General features: G+C 63.0%; 16 protein-coding genes and 1 tRNA gene. 9 read left to right on the top strand and 8 right to left on the bottom strand.

Annotation, left to right across the window (positions count from 1 at the left end; all coding sequences use genetic code 11):
- Positions 1–48: 48 nt before the first annotated feature.
- From mraY to murG, 4 genes are all read left to right on the top strand, one after another.
- On the top strand, positions 49–1188 hold the full coding sequence (gene mraY, locus AC6IZO_RS07505; protein ID WP_497809561.1) for a phospho-N-acetylmuramoyl-pentapeptide-transferase: 1140 nt from the start codon (positions 49–51) through the stop codon (positions 1186–1188).
- Between the two features lie 83 nt (positions 1189–1271).
- Complete coding sequence (gene murD, locus AC6IZO_RS07500) at positions 1272–2645, top strand: UDP-N-acetylmuramoyl-L-alanine--D-glutamate ligase (RefSeq protein WP_497809559.1); 1374 nt, start codon at positions 1272–1274, stop codon at positions 2643–2645.
- A complete protein-coding gene (ftsW, locus tag AC6IZO_RS07495) occupies positions 2645–3730 on the top strand; it encodes a putative lipid II flippase FtsW (RefSeq protein ID WP_497809558.1) in 1086 nt (361 codons plus the stop codon). Before murD ends, ftsW begins: the two co-directional genes overlap by 1 nt.
- A 1-nt stretch (position 3731) precedes the next feature.
- A complete protein-coding gene (gene murG / locus AC6IZO_RS07490; RefSeq protein ID WP_497809556.1) occupies positions 3732–4796 on the top strand; it encodes an undecaprenyldiphospho-muramoylpentapeptide beta-N-acetylglucosaminyltransferase in 1065 nt (354 codons plus the stop codon).
- Between the two features lie 3 nt (positions 4797–4799).
- Here murG and AC6IZO_RS07485 read toward each other — a convergent pair whose 3' ends face one another.
- The 4 genes from AC6IZO_RS07485 to AC6IZO_RS07470 form a co-directional block, all read right to left on the bottom strand.
- Entirely contained in the window at positions 4800–5612 is an 813-nt protein-coding gene (locus AC6IZO_RS07485) for an ABC transporter ATP-binding protein (protein ID WP_497809554.1), read from the bottom strand.
- Positions 5613–5619: 7 nt separating this feature from the next.
- On the bottom strand, positions 5620–6399 hold the full coding sequence (locus tag AC6IZO_RS07480) for an MlaE family ABC transporter permease (protein WP_497809552.1): 780 nt from the start codon (positions 6397–6399) through the stop codon (positions 5620–5622).
- A gap of 161 nt (positions 6400–6560) precedes the next feature.
- On the bottom strand, positions 6561–8024 hold the full coding sequence (locus tag AC6IZO_RS07475) for a sigma-54-dependent transcriptional regulator (RefSeq protein ID WP_497809550.1): 1464 nt from the start codon (positions 8022–8024) through the stop codon (positions 6561–6563).
- Positions 8017–10845: an ATP-binding protein gene (locus tag AC6IZO_RS07470; RefSeq protein WP_497809548.1), complete on the bottom strand. Its 2829-nt coding sequence runs from the start codon at positions 10843–10845 to the stop codon at positions 8017–8019. The genes AC6IZO_RS07475 and AC6IZO_RS07470 overlap by 8 nt, the downstream gene beginning before the upstream one ends.
- 321 nt (positions 10846–11166) lie before the next feature.
- Between AC6IZO_RS07470 and AC6IZO_RS07465 the strand changes: the two genes are divergently transcribed.
- On the top strand, positions 11167–12048 hold the full coding sequence (locus tag AC6IZO_RS07465; RefSeq protein ID WP_497809546.1) for an alpha/beta fold hydrolase: 882 nt from the start codon (positions 11167–11169) through the stop codon (positions 12046–12048).
- 110 nt (positions 12049–12158) lie between these two features.
- On the opposite strand, the gene AC6IZO_RS07460 is transcribed toward AC6IZO_RS07465, so the two are convergent.
- Positions 12159–12695 carry a hypothetical protein gene (locus tag AC6IZO_RS07460; protein WP_497809544.1) on the bottom strand — a complete coding sequence of 179 codons (537 nt, stop codon included), beginning with the start codon at positions 12693–12695 and terminating at the stop codon, positions 12159–12161.
- Between the two features lie 439 nt (positions 12696–13134).
- Here AC6IZO_RS07460 and AC6IZO_RS07455 point away from each other — a divergent pair, with 439 nt between their 5' ends.
- Positions 13135–14223, top strand: coding sequence for an acyltransferase family protein (locus AC6IZO_RS07455; protein ID WP_497809542.1), 1089 nt, complete (start codon positions 13135–13137; stop codon positions 14221–14223).
- 75 nt (positions 14224–14298) lie between these two features.
- Here the strand turns inward: AC6IZO_RS07455 and AC6IZO_RS07450 are convergent, their stop codons facing one another.
- Positions 14299–14889 (bottom strand): hypothetical protein, encoded by a 591-nt coding sequence (locus AC6IZO_RS07450; RefSeq protein ID WP_497809540.1) that lies wholly within the window; start codon positions 14887–14889, stop codon positions 14299–14301.
- 303 nt (positions 14890–15192) lie between these two features.
- Here AC6IZO_RS07450 and AC6IZO_RS07445 point away from each other — a divergent pair.
- Positions 15193–15270: transfer RNA gene (locus AC6IZO_RS07445), tRNA-Glu, on the top strand.
- 105 nt (positions 15271–15375) lie between these two features.
- Here AC6IZO_RS07445 and AC6IZO_RS07440 read toward each other — a convergent pair.
- Positions 15376–15732: a hypothetical protein gene (locus AC6IZO_RS07440; protein ID WP_497809538.1), complete on the bottom strand. Its 357-nt coding sequence runs from the start codon at positions 15730–15732 to the stop codon at positions 15376–15378.
- Between the two features lie 268 nt (positions 15733–16000).
- Between AC6IZO_RS07440 and AC6IZO_RS07435 the strand changes: the two genes are divergently transcribed.
- Both AC6IZO_RS07435 and hrpB read left to right on the top strand, forming a co-directional pair.
- On the top strand, positions 16001–16567 hold the full coding sequence (locus AC6IZO_RS07435; RefSeq protein WP_497809536.1) for a hypothetical protein: 567 nt from the start codon (positions 16001–16003) through the stop codon (positions 16565–16567).
- A 77-nt stretch (positions 16568–16644) separates the two neighbouring features.
- Positions 16645–18966, top strand: coding sequence for an ATP-dependent helicase HrpB (gene hrpB, locus AC6IZO_RS07430; RefSeq protein ID WP_497809534.1), 2322 nt, complete (start codon positions 16645–16647; stop codon positions 18964–18966).
- A gap of 77 nt (positions 18967–19043) precedes the next feature.
- Here hrpB and fucP read toward each other — a convergent pair whose 3' ends face one another.
- Positions 19044–20348 (bottom strand): L-fucose:H+ symporter permease, encoded by a 1305-nt coding sequence (gene fucP / locus AC6IZO_RS07425; protein WP_497809532.1) that lies wholly within the window; start codon positions 20346–20348, stop codon positions 19044–19046.
- Positions 20349–20625: the final 277 nt, after the last annotated feature.

The following is a 20625-nucleotide window of genomic DNA, read 5'->3' as shown; positions in this document are numbered from 1 at the left end:
GCGCGGCTCATTCACCTTTACGTCTCGCCAGTTTCGATCGGGGGAACGTTGCTCTACTGGTTGCTGTACGAATACATCTTTAAGCATTTCAACGTCGGGCCGTTCCGCATCTTCCGCTACCTGACGTTCCGCACCGCCTTTGCCGGCGTGACGGCGATGTTCATGGGCCTGGTGCTTGGCCCGATCGTCATCCGCCGCCTGCGCGAATTTCAGATCGGCCAGTATATCCGCGAGGAAGGCCCCAAGGCGCACCAGAAGAAGGCGGGCACGCCCACCATGGGCGGCATCCTCATTGTCGTCTCCATTGTGGTGCCCACGCTGCTGTGGTCTGATCTGTCGAACCAGTTCGTCTGGCTGACGGTGATCTCCACCCTTGCGTACGCGGGCATTGGTTTTGCCGATGACTATCTGAAAGTGGCGCACAAGCAGAACCTGGGTCTGACCGCGCGCAGCAAGTTCAGCCTGCAGGTGCTGGTCGGCGTGGTCATTGCCGTTACGCTCATTCTGATGCAGGCGCAGGGCTTGTACTCCACGCACCTGATGGTGCCGTTCTTCAAGCGTCTGCGGCCGGACCTGGTGATTACGGCACTGGCCTTCAAGCCGTTTCTGTGGCCGTTGGCCTTCCTGCCATTCATCGCCTTCGTCACGTTTGTCATTGTCGGCGCCAGCAACACGGTCAACCTTACGGACGGCCTCGATGGGCTGGCCATTGGCTGCACGCTCATCGCGGCCGCCGCGCTCACGGTGCTCACCTACATCAGCGGACACTCAATCTTTGCCGACTACCTTGAGCTGCAACGCATGCCGCAGGTCGGCGAGCTGACCATCTTCTGCGGAACCATGGTCGGTGCGTCCATCGGCTTCCTCTGGTACAACACGCACCCGGCCGAGGTCTTCATGGGCGACGTGGGTTCGCTCGCGCTCGGCGGCGCCATCGGCACTGTCGCGGTCATCATCAAGCAGGAACTGCTGCTGCCGTTCATCGGAGGCATCTTCGTTATCGAGGGCCTGTCGGTGATTCTGCAGGTGGGCAGCTACAAGCTGCGCAAGAAGCGCATCTTCAAGATGGCTCCGCTGCATCATCACTTTGAATTGCTCGGCTGGTCGGAGTCGAAGGTCATTGTGCGCTTCTGGATCGCCTCGCTGGTGTTCGCGCTGTTCGCCCTCACCACGCTGAAGCTGCGTTAGGCAAGCTGCGTTAAGCTGGAAGACAAGATTGATGTGGCCGCAGGGGCGGCCCGGTTCAGGAAGATTGCGGAGGCGGAACGGACATGGACGTCAAAGGCAAGCGGGTACTGGTGGTCGGATTGGGCAAGTCGGGCGTGGCCTCGGCATTATTCCTGGAGTCGCGCGGCGCTCGCGTTACCGTTTCGGACTCGAAGAGCGAGGAGCAACTTCGCCACGAAATTCCCTCGCTGCTCGATCGCGGCATTGTGGTGGAAACCGGCAAGCACGGCGAGCGCACCTTCCGCGATCAGGACCTCATCGTCGTCAGCCCGGGCGTGCCCTTCAACGTGCCGCAACTGGAGCAGGCGCGCCGCTACGGCATTCCGGTGCTCGGTGAAATTGAGCTGGCCGCGCAGTTCCTGAGCGGCACCATCATCGGCATCACCGGCTCCAACGGCAAGACCACCACCACCACGCTGACCGGCGAGGTCATCGCCTCCGGAGGCTCAAAAACCCTGGTTGGCGGCAACATCGGCACTCCGGCCATCACGTTTGTCGACCAGTCTTCGCCGGACACCTGGGTGGTGCTGGAGATTTCCAGCTTCCAGTTGGAGACCATCAAGACCTTCCGCCCGCACATCGCGGCCATTCTCAACATCACGCCTGACCACCTCGACCGCCACGGTTCCATGGAGAACTACATCGCGGCCAAGGCGCGCATTTTTGAGAACCAGACCGCCGAGGACTTCGCGGTGCTCAACGCCGATGACGAAGTGACGGCAAAGCTTGCCTCCGGCATCCGCTCGCAGGTGCTGTGGTTCAGCCGCCGCAAGGAATTGGAGCGCGGCGCGTTTGTGCGCGACGGCCAGATCATCTTCCGCAACAACGGCGCGGAGCAGGCGATCATGCCCGCCACGGAGATGACGCTGAAGGGCCTGCATAACCTGGAGAACGTGCTGGCGGCGGTCGCCATCGGCATGGTGGCTGGCGTGGCGCCGGAGAAGATCCGCCGCGCGGTCAAGGAATTCCACGCCGTCGAACATCGCCTGGAGTTTGTGGCGAACGTGAAGGGCGTCGATTATTACAACGACTCGAAGGCCACCAACGTCGACGCGACGATCAAGGCGCTCGAATCGTTCCCCGGCGGCATCCATCTCATCCTCGGCGGCAAGGACAAGGGCAGCGACTACCGCGTGCTGCACAACCTGCTGGCCGAGCGCGTGCGCCGCGTCTACACCATTGGCGCCGCTGCCGAGAAGATTCAGTCTCACCTTGGCGACGTGGTTCCGCTGAGCTCGTGCAACACGCTCGACCTGGCCGTGCGCAAGGCCGCCGAGCAGGCACAGCCCGGAGAGATTGTGCTGCTGGCTCCGGCCTGCGCCAGCTTTGACCAGTACAACAGTTACGAAGAGCGTGGGCGCGTCTTCAAGGAGCTGGTGCACGCGCTGGCCGCGCGCGCCGCTGCCGGAGCCCGTTAATGGCCAAACGCGCAAGCGTCGACAAGTGGCTCTTCGCGGTCACGCTGCTGCTGGTCGTCGCCGGACTGGTGATGATCTTCAGCGCCTCGGCCGTGGTGGCCAAGCAGCGCTTTGGCTCCGAGTATCACTTTGTCCAGCGTCAGTTGCTCTGGTCCATCGCCGGCCTAGCCGTCATGGTCGGCTTCATGAACCTGAACTACAAGCACCTGAAGAACCCGGCCATCGTCTTCACCACCTACGGACTCACCTCAGTGGCGCTGATCGCCGTCTTCTTCTTTCCGAAGTTGAACGGCGCGCATCGCTGGATCAGCCTCGGCGTGGCGTCATTCCAGCCCTCAGAGATCGCCAAGGTCGCCATCATCTTGTATCTGGCGTATTACCTTGAGCTGCACAAGGACCTGCGCGAGCGTTACGTGCTGCTGACCGCCGCGGTGCCATGCCTGCTGTTCATCGCGCTCATTGGCAAGCAGCCCGACCTGGGTACGGCCATGATCTGCTGCATCGTCACCGCCGTGGTGCTGGTCATCGCCGGCATGAACCTGAAGTACCTGGGCTATGCGTTTCTGGCTTCGCTGCCCGTGCTCTACTTCATGCTCTTCCGCACCGAGTGGCGCCGCCAGCGCATGATCGCCTTTCTCGATCCGTACAAGGACCCGCAGCGTTCGGGCTTCCACATCATCCAGTCGCTCATCGCCGTCGGCAGCGGCGGCGTGACCGGGCTGGGACTGATGGAAGGCAAGCAGAAATTGTTCTACCTGCCGGAGCCGCAGACGGATTTCATCTTCGCTGTGATTGCCGAAGAGTGGGGGCTGATCGGCGCGGCCGTCATCGTCATCCTGTTTGCCGTTATGACCTGGCGCGGAATGCGCGCCGCCATGCTGACGCGCGACACCTACGCGCGCTATCTTGCGACCGGTATCACCACCATGCTGGGCGTGCAGGCGTTCTTCAACATCAGCGTGGTCATCGGGCTGCTGCCGACCAAGGGCATTCCGCTGCCGTTCGTCAGCTACGGCGGCTCGAGCGTGTGCGTCAACCTCGCCTGCATCGGCGTGCTGCTCAACATTACGCAACAAACGGACTGATATGAGAGTGATCATTGCCGGTGGAGGCACCGGCGGACACGTTATCCCCGCGTTGGCAATCGCCGCCGAATTGCGCGCGCGCTACAACGCGGAGATCGCCTTCGTGGGCACGGCGCGCGGCATTGAGACGCGTCTGGTGCCTGCCGCCGGTTTCGACCTGAAGCTGATTGAAGTGACCGGCTACAAGGGAGTCAGCTTGGCGCGCCGCGTCAAGGCCCTGTGGGCCGTGCCCAGCTCGGTGCTGGCCTCGCGCCGCATCCTGCGCAAGTTTGGCGCGGAGGTTGTCATCGGAGTGGGGGGCTATGCCAGTGCACCGGCCATGATCGCCGCCGGTTTGATGCACGTGCCGTCGCTGGTCTTTGAGCCGAATGTGGTGCCGGGGCTGGCCAACCGCATTGCCGCGCGCTTTGCCCGCGTGGCCGCCGTCCACTTTGAGCAGACCGGCCGCTGGTTCCGCAAGTTTGAAGTTACGGGCGTGCCGGTTCGCGAAGCCTTCTTCCATGTGCCGCCGAAGTCGGGCGGCGCACCCACCCTGCTGCTCTTCGGTGGCAGCCAGGGCGCGCGAATTCTGAACCACACCATGTGCGCGGCGCTGCCGCTGCTGGTTGAGCGCATGCCCGGGCTGCACATCATTCACCAGACGGGCGAGCGCGATTACGAACAGGTGGCTGCCGCCTACGAGGCGTCCGGCCTCTCGCACCAGGTCTCGCGCTTCATCAATGACATGCCGGAGGCCTTCGCGCGCGCCGATGCTGTCGTCTGCCGCTCCGGCGCCAGCACCGTGGCGGAAATCGCCGCCGCAGGCAAGGCCGCAATCTTTGTGCCCTTTGCCGCCGCCACCGACCAGCACCAGCTTCGCAACGCCGAGCTGCTGGCCAAGCAGCACGCCGCGGAGTTGATCGAGGAGCCAGCGCTCAACGCGGAGAGCCTCGCCACGGCCATCGTCTCGCTCATGCAGGACGACGAGCGCCGTCGCTCCATGGAGACCGCTGCCCGCGCGCTCGCACACCCCAACGCCGCCGCGCGCATTGCGGAGATGGCGGCGGAGTTGATTGAGAAGAAATAGCTGCTACTGCCGCAGGTACTGTTGCAGGTAGGGATCGCTGGAGCCGACCAGTTCGGCGGCCGTGCCCTCGAAGATCTTCTGCGCATCGCGGAGCACGAGGAAGCTGGTGCGCGTGTCCACGTTCGATTCTGGCGGCACGGGCACCATGTGGTTCTGCTGCGGGTCAAAGACGTGCGAGGCCATGGTGAAGGCGTCCTGCAGGCGGTGTGTGACCAGCAGTGCGCTTGTCTTGTAGACGTCGCGCTGCTTCACCAGCAACTCCACAATGGTCGTCGAGGTCACCGGGTCGAGGCCGCCTGTGGGTGAATCATAGAGCAGCAGTTCCGGCTCGGTGATGATGGCCCTCGCAATGGCTACGCGCCGGCGCATGCCGCCGGAAAGCTCGGATGGGAACAGCGGCAGCGTGTGCGCCAGCTCCACAAAGCTAAGTGCCCGCACCACGCGTTCGCGCACCTCCGGCTCGGAAAGATGCTCCTCAAAGAGCCGGTAGCCCACGTTGTCTTCCACCGTCAGCGAATCGAACAGCGCGCTCTCCTGAAAGACCATGCCGATACGCCGGCGCAGGTCGAACAGGTCGTTCTCGTGCATCGCCGTGATCTCTTCGCCGAGAACGGTGATGCGGCCGGAGTCTGGCCGGATGAGTCCGAGCGCCAGCTTGAGGATGACAGTTTTGCCCGCTCCCGCCACGCCGAACAGGACTTTGGTCTCCCCATGCTTCAGCTCGAATGACAGGTCTTCGAGCACCGGACGTTCCTCTGATGCGAGCGAGACATTCTCGAACTTGATGGCGGCCTGTGCTGGTTCGGCGTTCGACATGGATGCCTTATTTGAAGGGGAAGAAGGCCATCAGCAGCTTGGTCACGAACAGGTCCACGACCACGATGAGCACGCTGGCGGCGACCATGGCCTGCGTGGTGGCGCGGCCCACGCCCTGTGTGCCGCCGCGGGCGCTCATGCCGTAATAGCAGCCAATGGTGGAGATGATGAAGCCGAAGAAGATGGGTTTGATGAGGCCCATAATCACGTCTCCGGATGACAGCGATTGCCACGCCGACGACCAGTACTGGTGGAAGTCAAGCCGCAGCATGAGCACCGCGATCATGGAGCCGCCGAACATGGCAACAACGTCGGAGAGGATGGTGAGGAAGAACAGCATGCCGGTGGTGGAAACCACGCGCGGCGTCACCAGCTTCTTGCTCGGGTCGGTGCCGAGCGCGCGCATGGCGTCAATCTGTTCGGTCACCTGCATGGAGCCCAGTTCGCTGGCCATGCCGGTGGCGCTGCGTCCGGCCACCATCAGGCCGGTCAGCACCGGGCCCAGTTCGCGCACCATGCTCAACGCCACCAGTTGCCCGGTGATGGTCAGCATGCCGAAGCGCGAAAGCGAGTTGGCGCTCTGCAGGGCCAGCACCGCGCCGGTAAAGAAGCCGGTAAGCACGACGATGGGCAGCGAGCCGACGCCAATAATGTCGGCCTGCTGCATGGTGTCCGCTAGGTAGCGCGGATGCCCGAAGATATTGGCAACGGAGCGCCATGACAGGAGCGAGTACTCCTGCACGGCCTGAACATTGCGTTTCGTGATTTCCGTGAGCGAGAAGGGCATCGGCGTCCCGTGTTCCCCCGGAAAAGGCCGCGCGGGCCGCTCCGGTCAACACCCCGACTATATCAAACCGGCGCGAGCCTTTCGACCATCGCGCGCACATCGCGGCCTCCGCGTGCGGAGCCATACGATGCAGGCGCACGCTCGAACTCGCGCCCGCCCCGTCAGTAGCTCTGCTCGCGGCTGCGCTTGCGGATCTCGATATTGAGTCGCTTGATCTTCTGGTTCAGCGTGGAGAGCGGGATGCGGAAGCGCTCGGCGGCGTCGGTCTGGTTCCCGTTGCACTTTTCCAGCATGTCGACGATAACGCGCCGCTCGCAGTCTTCCATGATGTCGTGCAGCGAGGCGTCCGGTCGCTCGGAGACCAGCGGATAGCCGGAGTTGCGTCCGGTAATGTTGTCCGGCAGCAGGTCGGCGCTGATGACCGGCCCGGAGGAGAGCACCACGGCGCGCTCCATCACGTTCTCCAGTTCGCGCACATTGCCCGGCCAGCCGTAGTCCATCATCGGGCGCAGTGCCTCGGGCGTCATGGCGCGCAGTGGCCGTTCGTTTTCCTTGCAGAACTTCTTGAGGAAAAAATCAACAAGCAGCGGAATGTCTTCGCGGCGGTTGCGCAGCGGCGGCAGCTCAATGGTGATGACGTTCAGGCGGTAGAACAGGTCCTCGCGGAACTTGCCTTCCTTCACCGCCTGCCGCAGGTCCACGTTGGTCGCGGCGATGATGCGCACGTCCACCTGAATCTCGTTGACTCCGCCCAGATGCATGAACTTGCGGTCCTGCAGCACGCGCAGAATCTTGGCCTGCGTCTCCATCGACATCGAGCCGATCTCGTCGAGGAAGATGGTGCCGCGGTCGGCCACTTCAAACAGGCCCTTCTTGCTGGCGACGGCGCTGGTGAAGGCGCCTTTCACGTGTCCGAACAGCGTCGACTCCAGCAGGTCCGTCGGCATGGAGCCGGTGTTGACCGGAACGAACGGGCGGTCCTTGCGCGGCGAGTTCATGTGCAGCGCCTTGGCCACCAGTTCCTTGCCGGTGCCGCTCTCGCCCTGCAACAGCACCGTGGAGCGCGACTGCGCCACCTGTTCTACAAGGTCGAAGATGCGCATCATCACTTCGCTCTTGCCTACAATGCTCTCGAAGCTGTAACGCTGCTTCAGCGCGCGCTTCAGGTGGATGTTCTCTTCCTCGGCGGCGCGCTTTTCCTCTTCCGCCTTGCGCTTGCCAATGGCGGCGCGCACGTCGGCCAGCAGCTTTTCGTTGGCGCCCCACGGCTTGGGGATGAAGTTGACGGCGCCGGCGCGCATGGCCTGCACGGCGTTCTCCACCGTGCCATAGGCGGTGATCATAATGACCGGCGTGCCGGGGAAGGTGTTGCCGATCTCCTCAAGAATCTGCATGCCGTTGCGGCCGGGGAGCTGGTAATCCAGCAGCACCAGGTCGAAGGAATGCAGTGCCAGGTGCGCCAGCCCCTCCTCGCCGTCGGAAGCCGTCTCCACCGTGTAGCCGCCGTCAAACTCCAGCAACGTCTGCAGCGACTCGCGGATGGCCGCTTCATCGTCGATGATCAGCACGGTGCCTTCCGAGGCCGTGCTCACGCCCGTCATGCGTCTTGTTTCCACCTCAGACATGGACTGCCTTCCTCGTCATAGGAAATTCCATGAAAAACTTTGTCCCCTCGCCCACCCGGCTCTCCACGCGGATTTTGCCCGCGTGTTCCTGGATGATTCCGTAGGTCACCGCCAGTCCCAGACCTGTGCCGCCGGTGCCGCCCTGCTTGGGGCGGCTCTTGGTGGTGAAGAACGGATCGTAGATGCGGTGAATGTGCTCCGGTGCGATGCCGGAGCCTGTGTCGCTGACCACCACCTGTACGCCGTGGTGTGCCACCGTGCTGACCTTCAGCGTGCCGCCCTGCGGCATCGCGTCCTTGGCGTTCAGGAACAGGTTCAAGAACACCTGTTGCAGCTTGCCCTGGTTGCCGTGGATGGGCGGCAGATCCGCCTGCAACTCGCCCACCACCTGGATGTGCGCGGTGCGCATCTGGTGCTCCAGCAGCGCCAGCGTGTCGTGAATGATCTTGTTCAAATCCACCGAGGCAAATTCGGTGCCGCTGGTGCGCGAGAAGTTCAGCAGGTTGTTGACGATCTCGGAGGCGCGGAATGTCTGCTTGATGATCTTGTCCATCAGCGAAGCCTGCCGGTCGTCATTCTGCAACTGCTTGTTCAGCATCTGCGCGTAGCTGCTGATTACGGCGAGCGGCGTGTTGACCTCGTGCGCCACGCCGGCCGCCAGCAGGCCAATCGAGGACATCTTCTCCGCCTGCGTCAACTGCGTCTCCAGCACCGTGCGCTCGGTAATGTCGTCCACGATCACCAGGCGGCCGACCACGTTCAACTCGCGGTTGGTCAGCGGGGCAATGGCCACGTTCACGGTGCGCGCGTCGCCCGCCGTGGTGGCCATGCGGAACTTGTACAGGTTGTGGATGCCGGGGTTCTCGCGCACGCGGTAGAACTCCTCGCAGAAGTTTGCCGGCAGCACTTCGGTGATGGAGCGTCCGATGGCGTCGCTGCGCCGCATGGCATACATCACTTCCATCTGCGAGTTCCACGATTCGATCTTGTCGTGCAGGTCGACGGCGAAAATGCCCACGTTGATCGATTCAACGATGTTCTCGTTGAACTCCTTCAGTCGCTCGTATTCCTGCGCCTTCTGCTCCAGCGAGGCATAGAGCCGCGCGTTCTGCAGCGCAATGGCAATGTAGCCCGCCACGGTCTCCAGCAGTTCCACGTCCTCGCTGCTCAGGAAGTCTCCCTCGGCCGTCTTGCCCAGCCCGAGCATGGCGATGGTGCGGTTCATCACCGTGCAGGGGATGTAGTAGTTCAGGTCGAGCGAAGCAATGGTCTCCTGCGCGGTGGGCAGCTCGCGCACCGCCTGGTGCGTGTTGTCGTAGAAGAGATGGCCGCTTTCGTACTCCGGGCGATCCTTTGCAAGGAAGCTCAGGTCGAGGTCTTCGGTCTGGGAGATGCCGCTCGAACTCGCCAGAGCAAAGCCCTGCGGGCTGGCCGGATCGGCCAGGAAGATGGCGATGCGGTCCACCGAGAGCGTGCGCGAAATACGCTCGATGATCGCTTCCAGCATGCGCCCCATGTCGCGCTCGCTGTTCAGGTCGCGGCCAAAGTCGATCATCGTCTTCCGGTAGTCGTAGCGCTTGCGGTAGAAGAACTTGTCGAGCCGGTCCTGAATGTAGTTCTTGATCGGGTCAAACAGCAGCGCGGTGACCACGATGGCCGCCACCAGTCCGGCGCGGCCAACGCTCGGGAAGCTCTGGTGGAACAGCTCGGCGGCCGAACCAACGGCGAGGAAGTAGACCACCGCAATGGCGCCGGCGGCCAGCGTGTAGGCCATGCCGCGCTTGAAGATCAAATCCACGTCCATCAGCCGGTAGCGGAAGATGGCGTAGCCGAAGGTGAGCGGCAGAAAGACCAGCGACAGCTCGCTCAACCGCATGCCCGGCGTGGCCGCGTTGCCGCTCAGGAAGGGCAGCACGTAGAAGAGCGTGAACGGCGCCACAGCGAGGAACGTGCCGCGCGTCACCCACTTCATCTGCTGGCGCAGAATCGGCGTTTTGACCGTGCGGTAGGTGTACCAGAACATGATGGTGGCGGTCACAAAGAACACCGCCAGGTAGCCCATCTGCGCGCGGTCAATGTTCCACTTCAGGTTCTCACTCGGCTCTGCTTCCAGGAACAGCAGCACGTGCGTCGCAATCAACAGTGCGCCCGGCACGTAGACCAGCAGAGGCACCCAGGGGTGGTCGCGGACAACCTGTTTTTTCTCGGGGAAAGTGATGGCGAAGTGGAGGAATACTGCGGGTTGGAGCATCCAGGCCGCAGCGTTACACCAATAGATGATCCAGTCGAACTCGTTCAGCTTGCCCGTGTAGTGGAACGAATAGAGAACGAATGAGACCAGACAGAGCACATAAAAGTGCCCGGACTTCGGCGCGGTCCAGCGTCGGAGCAGGACATAGATGCCGATGCCAAGGTAGACGAGCGCAATAAAGCGCTGCCCCTGGTTCAACGAGCGGTCGAGCGGCTCCAGAATGACCGGAACCTCGAGCTTCACGTTGTCGCGCACCAGCGAGTAGGTCGCCTTGGTCCAGACGCCGGTGCGGTACATCACTTTGGTCGCTTTTGCCGTGTCGTTGATGGCAACTTCGTTGATCGCCACCAGCACGTCGCCAGTGCGTATGCCGAACTTCTGGCCGGGGCCGCGCGGGTCCACACGCTTGGCCAGAATCTTGCCGTCGCCGTCAGGCCACCACCACACGCCGTCGGTCGGCGTGCTGAATCGCATTTCCGCGCGGAAGTTGAGCCACGCGAACGTGACCGCCACGGCCGTCAGCACGGCCAACAGGATGGCAGTAAAGCGTACCTGTGCATCCTTTGTCATCGGCGATCTGCTTGCACTCCCGGTGAGCCCAAGGCCTCCAGGGCCTCTCTCCCGCCGTGATGAATGCAACTGCGTTACCACGTTCATGGTGAATATCGAAATCCGTTAAGTCGTTAAATTGATTGGCTTTGTTTGGTGGCGTTTCAAATGATGAGTGCAGAAATTCCAAAATCAGTATGTCGCATCTTATATCTGGAATGTGAAATTTGTAAATCAGAATCTGGAGGGACGCAGTGCGTGGTTTCTGCTGGCGACTCAACCGGATGCGTGCGGTAGGATGGCCTACACAACTTGCTCCGTGAATTGCGGCGAGGATCTGTGATGACTTCCGAGCGATTTGTTGTTGGCGAAGAGCGCTGGGCCACGGTCGACGGCCACCGCATGCGCTATCTGGCGATGGGCCCCGAGGAGCCGGACGGGGAACTGCCGCCCGTCGTGCTGGTTCACGGATTGCTGGCCAGTTCGTTCTCATGGTCGGAGACCATGCCTGCGCTGGCGCGCCGCCGCCGCGTCTACGCCATTGATCAGGTCGGCATCGGATACTCCGACCGGCCGGAAGACCCGGCCTTTGATTACAGCTTTCGCGGCATGGCCGACCGGCTGCTCGGCTGGATGGCCGCTGAAGGACTGAGCGGGGCCGATGTGGTTGGCACCTCGCATGGTGGCGCACTGGCCATGACCATGTGCGTGCTCGACCGCCAGCGCGGCAGTGGGCTGGTGGGGCGGCAGGTGCTGGTGGCAGCTGCCAATCCGTTCTCACGCACCGGGGACCTCCGCCTGCGCTTCTTTAACACCGCCTTCGGCAACTGGGTCATCCGGACGGTTGGCGTGGGCAACGTCGCCGCCGGAAGCCTCGGCCTGCGCCATATGTTTTATGACCCGTCACTGCTGACCCCGGAGATTCAGCGCGGCTACACGGAGCCGATGCAGTTACCCGGCACCGAGCGTTACGCCTGTGGCATTCTGCGGACGTGGAAGGCCGATATGGCGGAGCTGGAAGCGGCGCTGCCGCGCATTGCGGAACACCCGACACAGCTTATCTGGGGAGAAGACGACAAGGTGGTTCCGCTGGCCAGCGGACGCCAGTTGGCCGCATGCTTCCCCGGCGCGCCGCTCGGCATCATTCCCCGCGCCGGGCACCTTGCCTACCAGGAGCGCCCGGAGGCCTTCAACCGCCTGCTGCTGGACTTTCTGGGGGAGTGAGCGGGCGTCACTCGCGCCGAAGGCGACTCCGTGGCGTCGCTGCACGTGTTTCTGCACTCAAGGCAGGGCTCTCCTGATGGGGGTGGAGAGCAAGAGCCGGTGGCCGCCGGTTATCCGGCCCTGCCTGCTTCTCCGTAGGCCTGGAAGGCCTCGGCGGTTTTGTCCTGCAGGCTGGAGAGCAACACCTGCACCGCGTTCACCGAAATTGGCGGCACGCGGAAGGCGAGCAAGACGGGGCCCATGCTGGTAGCCACGCTGCTCGCGTCGCCGGTTTCCGAGGCGGCCGGGGCCGTCTCAGAGGCGCTGCTGGACTGTGTCTGCAAGGCGTGCTCCACCTGTGCGTAGCTGGCGCGTGCTCCCTGCAGGTCTCCGGAGCCAAGATCCTGCCCGAGCTGGCTGAGCGCCTGGGCGAAGGTCGCCGTGGTGCTGGCCGTGCCGGTGCTGGATGCCGTGCTGCCGGAGCTCTCCGTGTTGGTAGGCGGGGCGGCCGACCCAGAGATGGAAACGTAGTCCTGCTGCGCGGCGGCAATGTCTCCGCTTTGGAGCCGTTGTCCGAGTTGCTGGAAGGTCTGTGTCCGCGAGGCAACTGCCGTTGCCGGCGCGGTCACTGCATCCAGACTTCCGCTGCTGAATCCCAATATGGACATTGCGCGCACCCCCTTTCCGCAGACTTGAGTCTGCGAGATATGGGCGGAATCGGCAAAGTTTGCCAATTGCTTTAGTGGATTGCGGCGTTATTTTCGGAAAATTTGGCCAGCCGCTGCGGAAAACTCTGCTCCCTGACGAGGCCGCCGAGGTGCAAGTGCATGATTTATCGGCGCGCCAGACGGCGGCTTGAACATCTTCTGTGACGAGGGTAACCAAGGCAGTCCCAGCACCTTTGAGCGGCGCGCACCAAGCACCCGGGACGCCCGACGGTTGGCGGATTTGAGGAGGGCAGCCGGACGGCGGAGGCCGTTGGCTGTTACACTTATAAGCGAACCCAATCTAGGCAATTGAGCTTTGTCGAATTCCGCTTTAACTTCCGCCGCCCCTCCTGAGACTTCTCGCGCCACACGAAGCCGCTTCTACCATCCAGAGCTGGATGTGTTGCGTCTGCTGGCTTTCTGCATGGTGTTTGTCCATCACTCGATACCTCATCACCCCGAATTCTGGGCCAAGCTGGGCGTCAGCGGCTTCTGGTCGGAGATGATTGTTGGCTTTGCCAACACCACGGCCTTCGGCGTCGATATCTTCTATGTCCTGAGTTCCTACCTGATCACGGAGCTGCTGCTGCGCGAGCGCGCGCGCTTCGGATCGGTGGACGTGCGCTCGTTCTACGCGCGCCGCCTGCTCCGCATCTGGCCGTTGTACTTCATCTTCCTCGTCTTCGCCTTCTCCATGAACTGGTGGGTGCCTGGGCAGAAGCTGGGCTGGGGCCCGGCGGCGGCGTTTACCTTCTTGGCCGGCAACTGGTGGATCTTCTTCCACGGCTTCCCCAACTCGATCATCTTCCCCATGTGGAGCTTGTCGATCGAGGAGCAGTTCTACCTGTTCTGGCCGGCGATTGTGCGCAAGCTGCGCGAGCGCGGACTGGTGATTGCCGCCATCGTCATGCTGGTGGTGACGAACCTGTCGCGCTTCTATCTCAGCCTGCACCACACGTGGGAATCGAAGATCTGGGTGAACACCCTGACCCGTCTGGACCCGATCGCCTTCGGTATCATGCTGGCGGTGATCCTGCGCGGAGAGTCCCCGAAGATTTCCAAGCTGGGCCGCTGGGCGATGATGATCGGCGGCGTGACCTGCCTGGTGCTGGGCGGCAACTACTTCGCCATCAAGGCCGACCCGCTAACGGTGTCGCGCGTGATGATGGGTTACCCGGTGGTGGCCTTCGGCGCCGTGGCGCTCATTCTGGCCGCCCTGCGCGACGACCACGCCTGGTGGGCCGTCAGCCCGCTCATCTACCTCGGACGCATCAGCTACGGCCTCTACGTCTTCCACGTCTTCGGCCTGATGTGCTCCGACTTCTGGATCAAGGACCAGACGGCAAGCCTGTCGCGCTACATGTTGCGCGTGGGCACCGGACTGACCGTGACCCTCTGTTCGGCCATCATCTCCTACCATCTGCTGGAGCGGCCGTTCCTGAAGTTGAAGCAGCACTTCACCCATGTGGAGTCGCGTCCGGGTGGTTAGAACTGGATGCGGAAAGTTGAAAAGCCCGGCGCAGAGCCGGGCTTTTTGCATTCGTAAAGTTGGAAGTGGCGAAGGTTAGTGCGTGATCTGCAGACGCGCAATCAGCTTCTTGGCCAGCGTGTCATCGCCCTCCGACCACAACGTGCGGCCGGTGAGGTTGCAGTGCTTCTCCACGTCCTGCGTGAACTTGACCAGCTTGGCGATGTTGGCCTTGACGTGCTGCTCGGTTTCCGGCGTCAGCTCGCGCTCCTCGAACAGGAACGGATAGTCGAGGCCGAGATCGACCTTGATGTGGCCGGACTCGGTGAAGCCGGCTTCGTCGAACTGTTTGCCCTGCACAATGAACTGCACGCGCTGGGCCTTCTGCGACCACTGGCCGTCGTCGCCCGGAACCCAGAGGTCCCACCACGCCTCAAAGACCACGGCAAAGTCCTCCTGCGCGTAGGCGAACATCTCGTAGGTCGCCTCGTGCGGCGGCACGCCCGGCTCAAAGCGGCGCTCCATGACCGTGGCCTCGCTCCAGCTATAGGGCTGCGCGTAGGCGTAGGTGATGCCCGGCTCGGTTTCGGAGTAGGGGAACTGCTGCATGACGGCAACCGCGCGCGGCATCATCTCTTCCGGCTCAAAGCCGGGGAACCAAAGACTCAGAAAAAGGGAATCGCTCATGATCGCTCACTTTCCCCCTCATAGTACCCGAGGCGGATTCTCCGGTCACGCTGGATCAACAAGCTTCCGGCAACCTCCGCGGGGCGTCGCGGCTTTCGCGGATGGCGGGGCCTTGCCTGCACATTGGGAGGGGATTGCTGGGCTGCACGTGTGTGCCTGTTGCACAAGGGAACATCCTGCAAGGCATGTTGCTTGATTCGCGGAGGAGTGCGTCCGCGGGGCTTTCCACAGGGCGCTTTTGACACCGGCGGGCAACGTTGCTACTATGAATTGTCGAACCCAAGTAGTTCCCTTCAGTGTTGCGTCCCCGTCGTCTAGCCCGGCCTAGGACATCGCCCTTTCACGGCGGTAACGGGGGTTCGAATCCCCCCGGGGACGCCAAACAGAAGCCCTTCTAGAATCTCTCCCAAACAATTTGAAGAGCGGTAAAGCTTGGCGGGTCCAAATGCCTCGCGTTAAACGCCACCTCGGGGCAGTTCTCCGCACTCATTTGGATGGATTTTTCATGTTTGATGCTAGATATTCTGCAATAGCACCCAAGACCGGCAGCCTGAACAGCTTGCGCCGCCCAGCCTGAACCATTGCCACAATCCAGGCGGCAAAGAGAATTGCGAATGCAACGCTGGCGATCGTGAACTCATATTTCTCAGCCAAGTACATTGCCGAAATCATGAGAGCGAAAAGCAAAAGACATTGGATGCAGTGGTAGCGAAGAAATGGATTTTGTCGATTCCGAGGAGTGCACGACAGATACAGCACCGGATAAAGAATTCCCCAAACGTAACAATTCCAACCGCTAGGTTGTTCAGTGCCGATATCTGGCGAACCTTCCATGGCATCCATACTATGCCTTAGTTCTTAGCCTTTTGCCCAAGCGTCTCCGCGAGGCTGCTTCGTGCGCGAGCTAGCGAGGAGGTGGCTACGCCCAATTCCGCCTCCCTTTTTCCAACATTTCACTGGGCAAGCTGCCTAGTAGATTCCTCGCAAATTCCCTCCAGAAATGAATCTTGGCCGAGGGTTCTAGATTTCGCTATACTCTAGGTGTGAACTACGATGGCGTTCCCTGCAACTAGTTATGCCATCAGTAGTTTCCAAGGAGTATCAGTCTCGAATGGCAACGAACGACCAGCCCCGTCCCGCATGGACTACCAAGTTTCCGGCTCCCAGCGGACACGTGCAAATGCTTGGCTATGCGACCTGTGATCCGTCGCTGATGCACCTGGTCTTCGTGAAGTCGGATGGCGAGAACGTGGAGGCCCCGCTGCGTTTGTGGATTGTGCCCGGCACGGCCTGCACCTGCCTTGCGCCGCATCTCGCGCAGGAGTCTCCTGAGCAGCTTGCCGAGCAGTTTCAGCACTTCCTCAAATCGGACCATGGAGCTCTGGTTGCACTCTACCAGCGTCCGCAGGACTTTGGGCAACTGATGGTGGGCGTGCGCGACACGTCGGCGCAGCGCCTTTGCGACGCCACCTGCAGCAAGAACGAAGATGGCCGTCCGGCGGCCAATCCCAACTGGAACAACTGCGGCATCCGCCGGATTCTGATCAGCCTCGGCGTGAAGGAAATCACGCTGGAGTATCCGGTGCTGCCCACGAACGGTCTGTCGAAGAATGTTCTCGGCGGGTCGCTGGCTTCCATCGTGACCGCCAAGGACGCCCCGCGCATCGTCCGGCTCTAACGCCTCTCAACACAATTCTGCTTCCCATCCCCCGGCGTGTTTGACTCGCCCGGCATGGCGTGCTTCGATGGTGAAGCATGTCCCCAAAGCCCGCACTGCCCGTTGATGCCATTCTCCCGGAGCTGCTCTCCACCCTGGAGCAGCACGCCAGCCTCGTGCTGGAAGCGCCTCCGGGCGCGGGCAAGACGACGCGCGTGCCTCCGGCGCTGCTTGGCCTTGTGCCGGGGGAGGTGCTGGTGCTGGAGCCCCGTCGGATTGCCGCACGGCTGGCCGCGCGCCGCGTGGCGGAGGAGTTGGGCGAGAAGCTGGGCGAGCGCGTTGGCTACCAGGTGCGCTTTGAGGACGTCAGCGGGCCGCGCACGCGGCTGCGCTTTTTGACCGAGGGCGTGCTGACGCGGCGGCTGCTCAGCGATCCGAACCTGACGCACGTCTCCGCCGTGGTGCTGGACGAGTTTCATGAGCGCCACCTGGAGAGCGACCTGGCGCTGGCGCTGCTCAAGCGCTTGCAGCGGCGGCGTCCGGAGCTGAAGCTGATTGTGATGTCGGCCACGCTGGAGGCCGCGCCCGTGGCGCGCTACCTTGGCGACTGCCCGGTGCTGCGCTCCGAAGGCCGCATGTTCGAGTTGACGGTGGAGCACCTGCCGTATTCGCCCGCGCCGCTGGAGCGTCAGGTGCGCGAGGCCGCCGAGCGTCTGTTGCGCGAACAATCCACAGGACACATCCTCTGCTTTCTCCCCGGCGTGGCCGAGATCCGCCGCGCCATGCGCGAGTGCGAGCCGCTGGCACGCGTCGCGAACGTTGTGGTGCTGCCATTGCATGGCGGGCTTACGCCGCAGGAGCAGGACCGCGCCGTGGGGCCAAGCCGCGAGCGCAAGCTGATTCTTGCCACCAACGTCGCGGAAAGCTCGGTGACCGTGGAGGGCGTGACGGCCGTGATCGACAGCGGCCTGGCGCGCGTGGCGAGCTACTCGCCATGGAGCGGGCTGCCCACACTCCACGTGGCGCGCGTAAGCAAGGCAAGCGCGCAACAGCGTGCCGGACGCGCTGGACGTACGGCCCCCGGACGAGTGCTGCGCCTTTATGCGGAAGAGGATTTTGCCCGCCGCGCCGACCACGACTCGCCGGAGATTGTGCGCACAGACCTCTCTCAGCTTTGCCTGGACCTGCGCGCCATGGGGCTGAAGCAGGCCGGTGAACTGGAGTGGCTCGATGCTCCGCCGGAGGCCGCGTGGAGCGCCGCCGAGGGGCTGCTCGACCGGCTGGGAGCCGATGGCGAGCGCGCGCGCCGCATGGCACGGCTGCCGCTGGCTCCACGGCTGGCACGCATTGTGTTGGAGGCCGAGGAGCGTGGTGTGGGCGACCTTGGCTGCCGCGTGGCCGCCCTGCTTGGCTCGGGCGTGCAAGTTGCCCAGCGCGACCTGCTGACGGCTCTCGATGCTCCCATGGAGCCGCGCACGCGCCAGCACTACGAACAAGTGAGAAGGCTGGTGAAGCCTTCTGTGGCGAGTAAGCAAAAGGACGACGCTCTGCTGATGGCGGTGCTGGCGGGCTTTCCGGACCGCGTGGCACGCCGGAAGAACAAAGGGCAGCTCATGCTGTCCACGGGCACGGCGGCGGAGTTTGCGGGCGAGCCCCCGCGCTATGAGTTCATGGTGGCGGTGGACGCCGAGGACCGCCGCGACAAGCCTCTGCCGCTGGTGCGGCTTACCGCGCGGCTGGAGCCGGAATGGCTGCTCGACCTGTTTCCGGAGCGGGTGCGCGAGCAGAAGGAACTGGTGTGGAACCGCTCGGGCGAGCGCGTGGAGGCCTCCAGTGCGCTGCTTTACGACCAGCTTGTGCTGGATGAGACGCGCGGCGCCATGCCCGACCCGGAGCAGTCTGCGGCCATGCTGGCGGAGAAGGCTTTGGAAGCGGGTATCGAGCGCTTTGTGGACCACGAGGCCCTGGACAACGCGCTGGCGCGGCTGAGCTTTGCCACCGGCCGCGAGCCGGACGTGGCTGCCGTGTTGCGAGAGTTGTGCGAAGGCCTCCGCAGCTTTGCTGAGTTGAAGACCGCCGCCGCAGACCTCGTACCGAGACTCGAACGCGGCTCAGGCAGGCGCTTGAGCGAGCTGGCTCCGGCCACGCTCCGCCTGCCCAGCGGACGCCAGACCAAGGTCCACTACGAGCGCGGCAAGCCGCCGTGGATCGCCTCGCGGTTGCAGGACTTTTTTGGCATGAAGGAAACGCCGCGCATCGGCCCCGAGCGCACGCCCGTGGTGGTGCACCTGCTCGCGCCCAACCAGCGTCCGGTGCAGACCACCAGCGACCTCGCGGGCTTTTGGGAGCGGCTCTACCCGCAGGTGCGGCGCGAACTGATGCGCCGCTACCCCAAGCACAAGTGGCCGGAGAAACCCTAGCGCCCCGCCACCAAAGAGATTCTGCGTGCAGCAAAACAGCCCCTCGCGAGAGGGGCTGTTGCATGCTGAGATGGGCGTTACGCCTTGGCGTGCTGCTTGGTGCCGAGTTCGTGCGCGGCAAAGGCAAAGAACGCGATGTAGATGTAGCACAGGGCCGGCACGAAGAAGGCGTGGTGCAGGCCAACCGCGTCGGCGATGGCGCCCTGTATGACCGGGAGGATGGCGCCGCCGACGATGGCGGCAATCATGATGGCCGAGCCCTTGCCGGTCAGCTTGCCTAGGCCATCAATGCCCAGCGTGAAGATGCTGGGGAACATGATGGAGTTGAACAGGCCGACAGCGAGGATGGCGAACATTGCCAGGTGGCCGCTGGTCAGGATGCTGGTGAGAACCAGCAGGCAGGCGACGATGGCGAAAGTGCCGAGCAGCCGGCGGGTCGGAATGCGCTGCAACAGTGCCGAGCCGACGAAGCGCCCGACCATGGCGCCGCCCCAGTAGAGCGAGACGTAGTTGGCGGCGACCTTTTCGGTCAGGTTGCCGATATCCGGCATGTTCATGTAGTTGACCAGATAGCTGCCGATGGAGACCTCACCGCCGACGTAGAAGAAGATTCCGAGCGCGCCCAGCACAAGGTTGCGCGAGGCGAACACTTCGCTCCACTTGGCCTCTTCGCCCGTGTGCTTTACCGCCGACTCGATCTTCGGCAGCTTGACCATGGCGAGGATGACCGCGCACAGGAACAGCACGGCGGCAAAGACCATGTAGGGCGCGCGCACCGAGGAGGCCTGCGCCACGCGGTAGGCCTGCAACGCTTCGGGCGAGAGCTTGTTCATCTCGGCGGCCGAAAGCATGGTGGCGGAAAGAATGAGTGCGCCGCCAACGTAGGGCGCAACGAACGTGCCCAGTGAGTTGAACGCCTGCGTCAGGTTCAACCGGCTGGAGGCCGTCTTGGCAGGGCCGAGCACGGCGACGTAGGGGTTGGCCGAAACCTGCAGCAGCGTCATGCCGCCGGCCAGCACCAGCAGCGCGGCTAGGAAGAGCGGGAACGACGCGAGGTTGCCGGCGGGGATGAACATCAGCGCGCCGACGCCCATCGTGCACAGGCCGGTCACCATGGTGCCCTGGTAGCCAAACATCTCCACAACCTTGCCCGAGGGCAGCGAGAAGATGAAGTAGCCGGCGAAGAAGGCAAACTGCACCAGCGAGGCCTGCCGGTAGCTGAGGTCGAGGATGCCCTTCAGGTGCGGCACCAGAATGTCATTCAGGCAGGTGAGGAAGCCCCACATGAAGAACAGCGAGGTCACCAGCGACAGTGCGCCGCCGTATTTCTTTTCCGGATCGAGCGAAGACGTTGTGGTAGCAGACAGAGGGGCGTTCGCCATCAGACCGTTTCTCCTTCGTGTCCCGTGGGAGGGAACCAGCCGCAACCATGAAAAAGCAGGGAGGACCTGCCAGTTGCAGCTCTTCGTGCGAATCCAGCAGGGTTCGCGTGCCAGTCTTATGCGGCTTCAAAACCGCTTCCACGATATTGCATAACCGGCGCTTGCGCAACCGTCGAGGGCGCCGGAATGCGCGTCGCTGGCGGCGTATGATTTCAATATGCTTCCGGCGAAGCTCCGCTCCCCGCGTAATTTCCACAGCAGGGGCGGAACTCATTCG

This window comes from Oryzophilus luti (assembly GCF_059726245.1).
Note: the sequence above shows the minus strand (reverse complement) of the source record. Positions and strands in the feature narration are given on the sequence as shown.

Bases quoted from the DNA above. Each gene is read 5' to 3' on its own strand.
- murD (WP_497809559.1), top strand. From the start codon at position 1,272: ATGGACGTCAAAGGCAAGCGGGTACTGGTGGTCGGATTGGGCAAGTCG.
- ftsW (WP_497809558.1), top strand. From the start codon at position 2,645: ATGGCCAAACGCGCAAGCGTCGACAAGTGGCTCTTCGCGGTCACGCTG.
- murG (WP_497809556.1), top strand. From the start codon at position 3,732: ATGAGAGTGATCATTGCCGGTGGAGGCACCGGCGGACACGTTATCCCC.
- AC6IZO_RS07485 (WP_497809554.1), bottom strand. From the start codon at position 5,612: ATGTCGAACGCCGAACCAGCACAGGCCGCCATCAAGTTCGAGAATGTC.
- AC6IZO_RS07480 (WP_497809552.1), bottom strand. From the start codon at position 6,399: ATGCCCTTCTCGCTCACGGAAATCACGAAACGCAATGTTCAGGCCGTG.
- AC6IZO_RS07475 (WP_497809550.1), bottom strand. From the start codon at position 8,024: ATGTCTGAGGTGGAAACAAGACGCATGACGGGCGTGAGCACGGCCTCG.
- AC6IZO_RS07470 (WP_497809548.1), bottom strand. From the start codon at position 10,845: ATGACAAAGGATGCACAGGTACGCTTTACTGCCATCCTGTTGGCCGTG.
- AC6IZO_RS07465 (WP_497809546.1), top strand. From the start codon at position 11,167: ATGACTTCCGAGCGATTTGTTGTTGGCGAAGAGCGCTGGGCCACGGTC.
- AC6IZO_RS07460 (WP_497809544.1), bottom strand. From the start codon at position 12,695: ATGTCCATATTGGGATTCAGCAGCGGAAGTCTGGATGCAGTGACCGCG.
- AC6IZO_RS07450 (WP_497809540.1), bottom strand. From the start codon at position 14,889: ATGAGCGATTCCCTTTTTCTGAGTCTTTGGTTCCCCGGCTTTGAGCCG.
- AC6IZO_RS07440 (WP_497809538.1), bottom strand. From the start codon at position 15,732: ATGGATGCCATGGAAGGTTCGCCAGATATCGGCACTGAACAACCTAGC.
- AC6IZO_RS07435 (WP_497809536.1), top strand. From the start codon at position 16,001: ATGGCAACGAACGACCAGCCCCGTCCCGCATGGACTACCAAGTTTCCG.
- hrpB (WP_497809534.1), top strand. From the start codon at position 16,645: ATGTCCCCAAAGCCCGCACTGCCCGTTGATGCCATTCTCCCGGAGCTG.
- fucP (WP_497809532.1), bottom strand. From the start codon at position 20,348: ATGGCGAACGCCCCTCTGTCTGCTACCACAACGTCTTCGCTCGATCCG.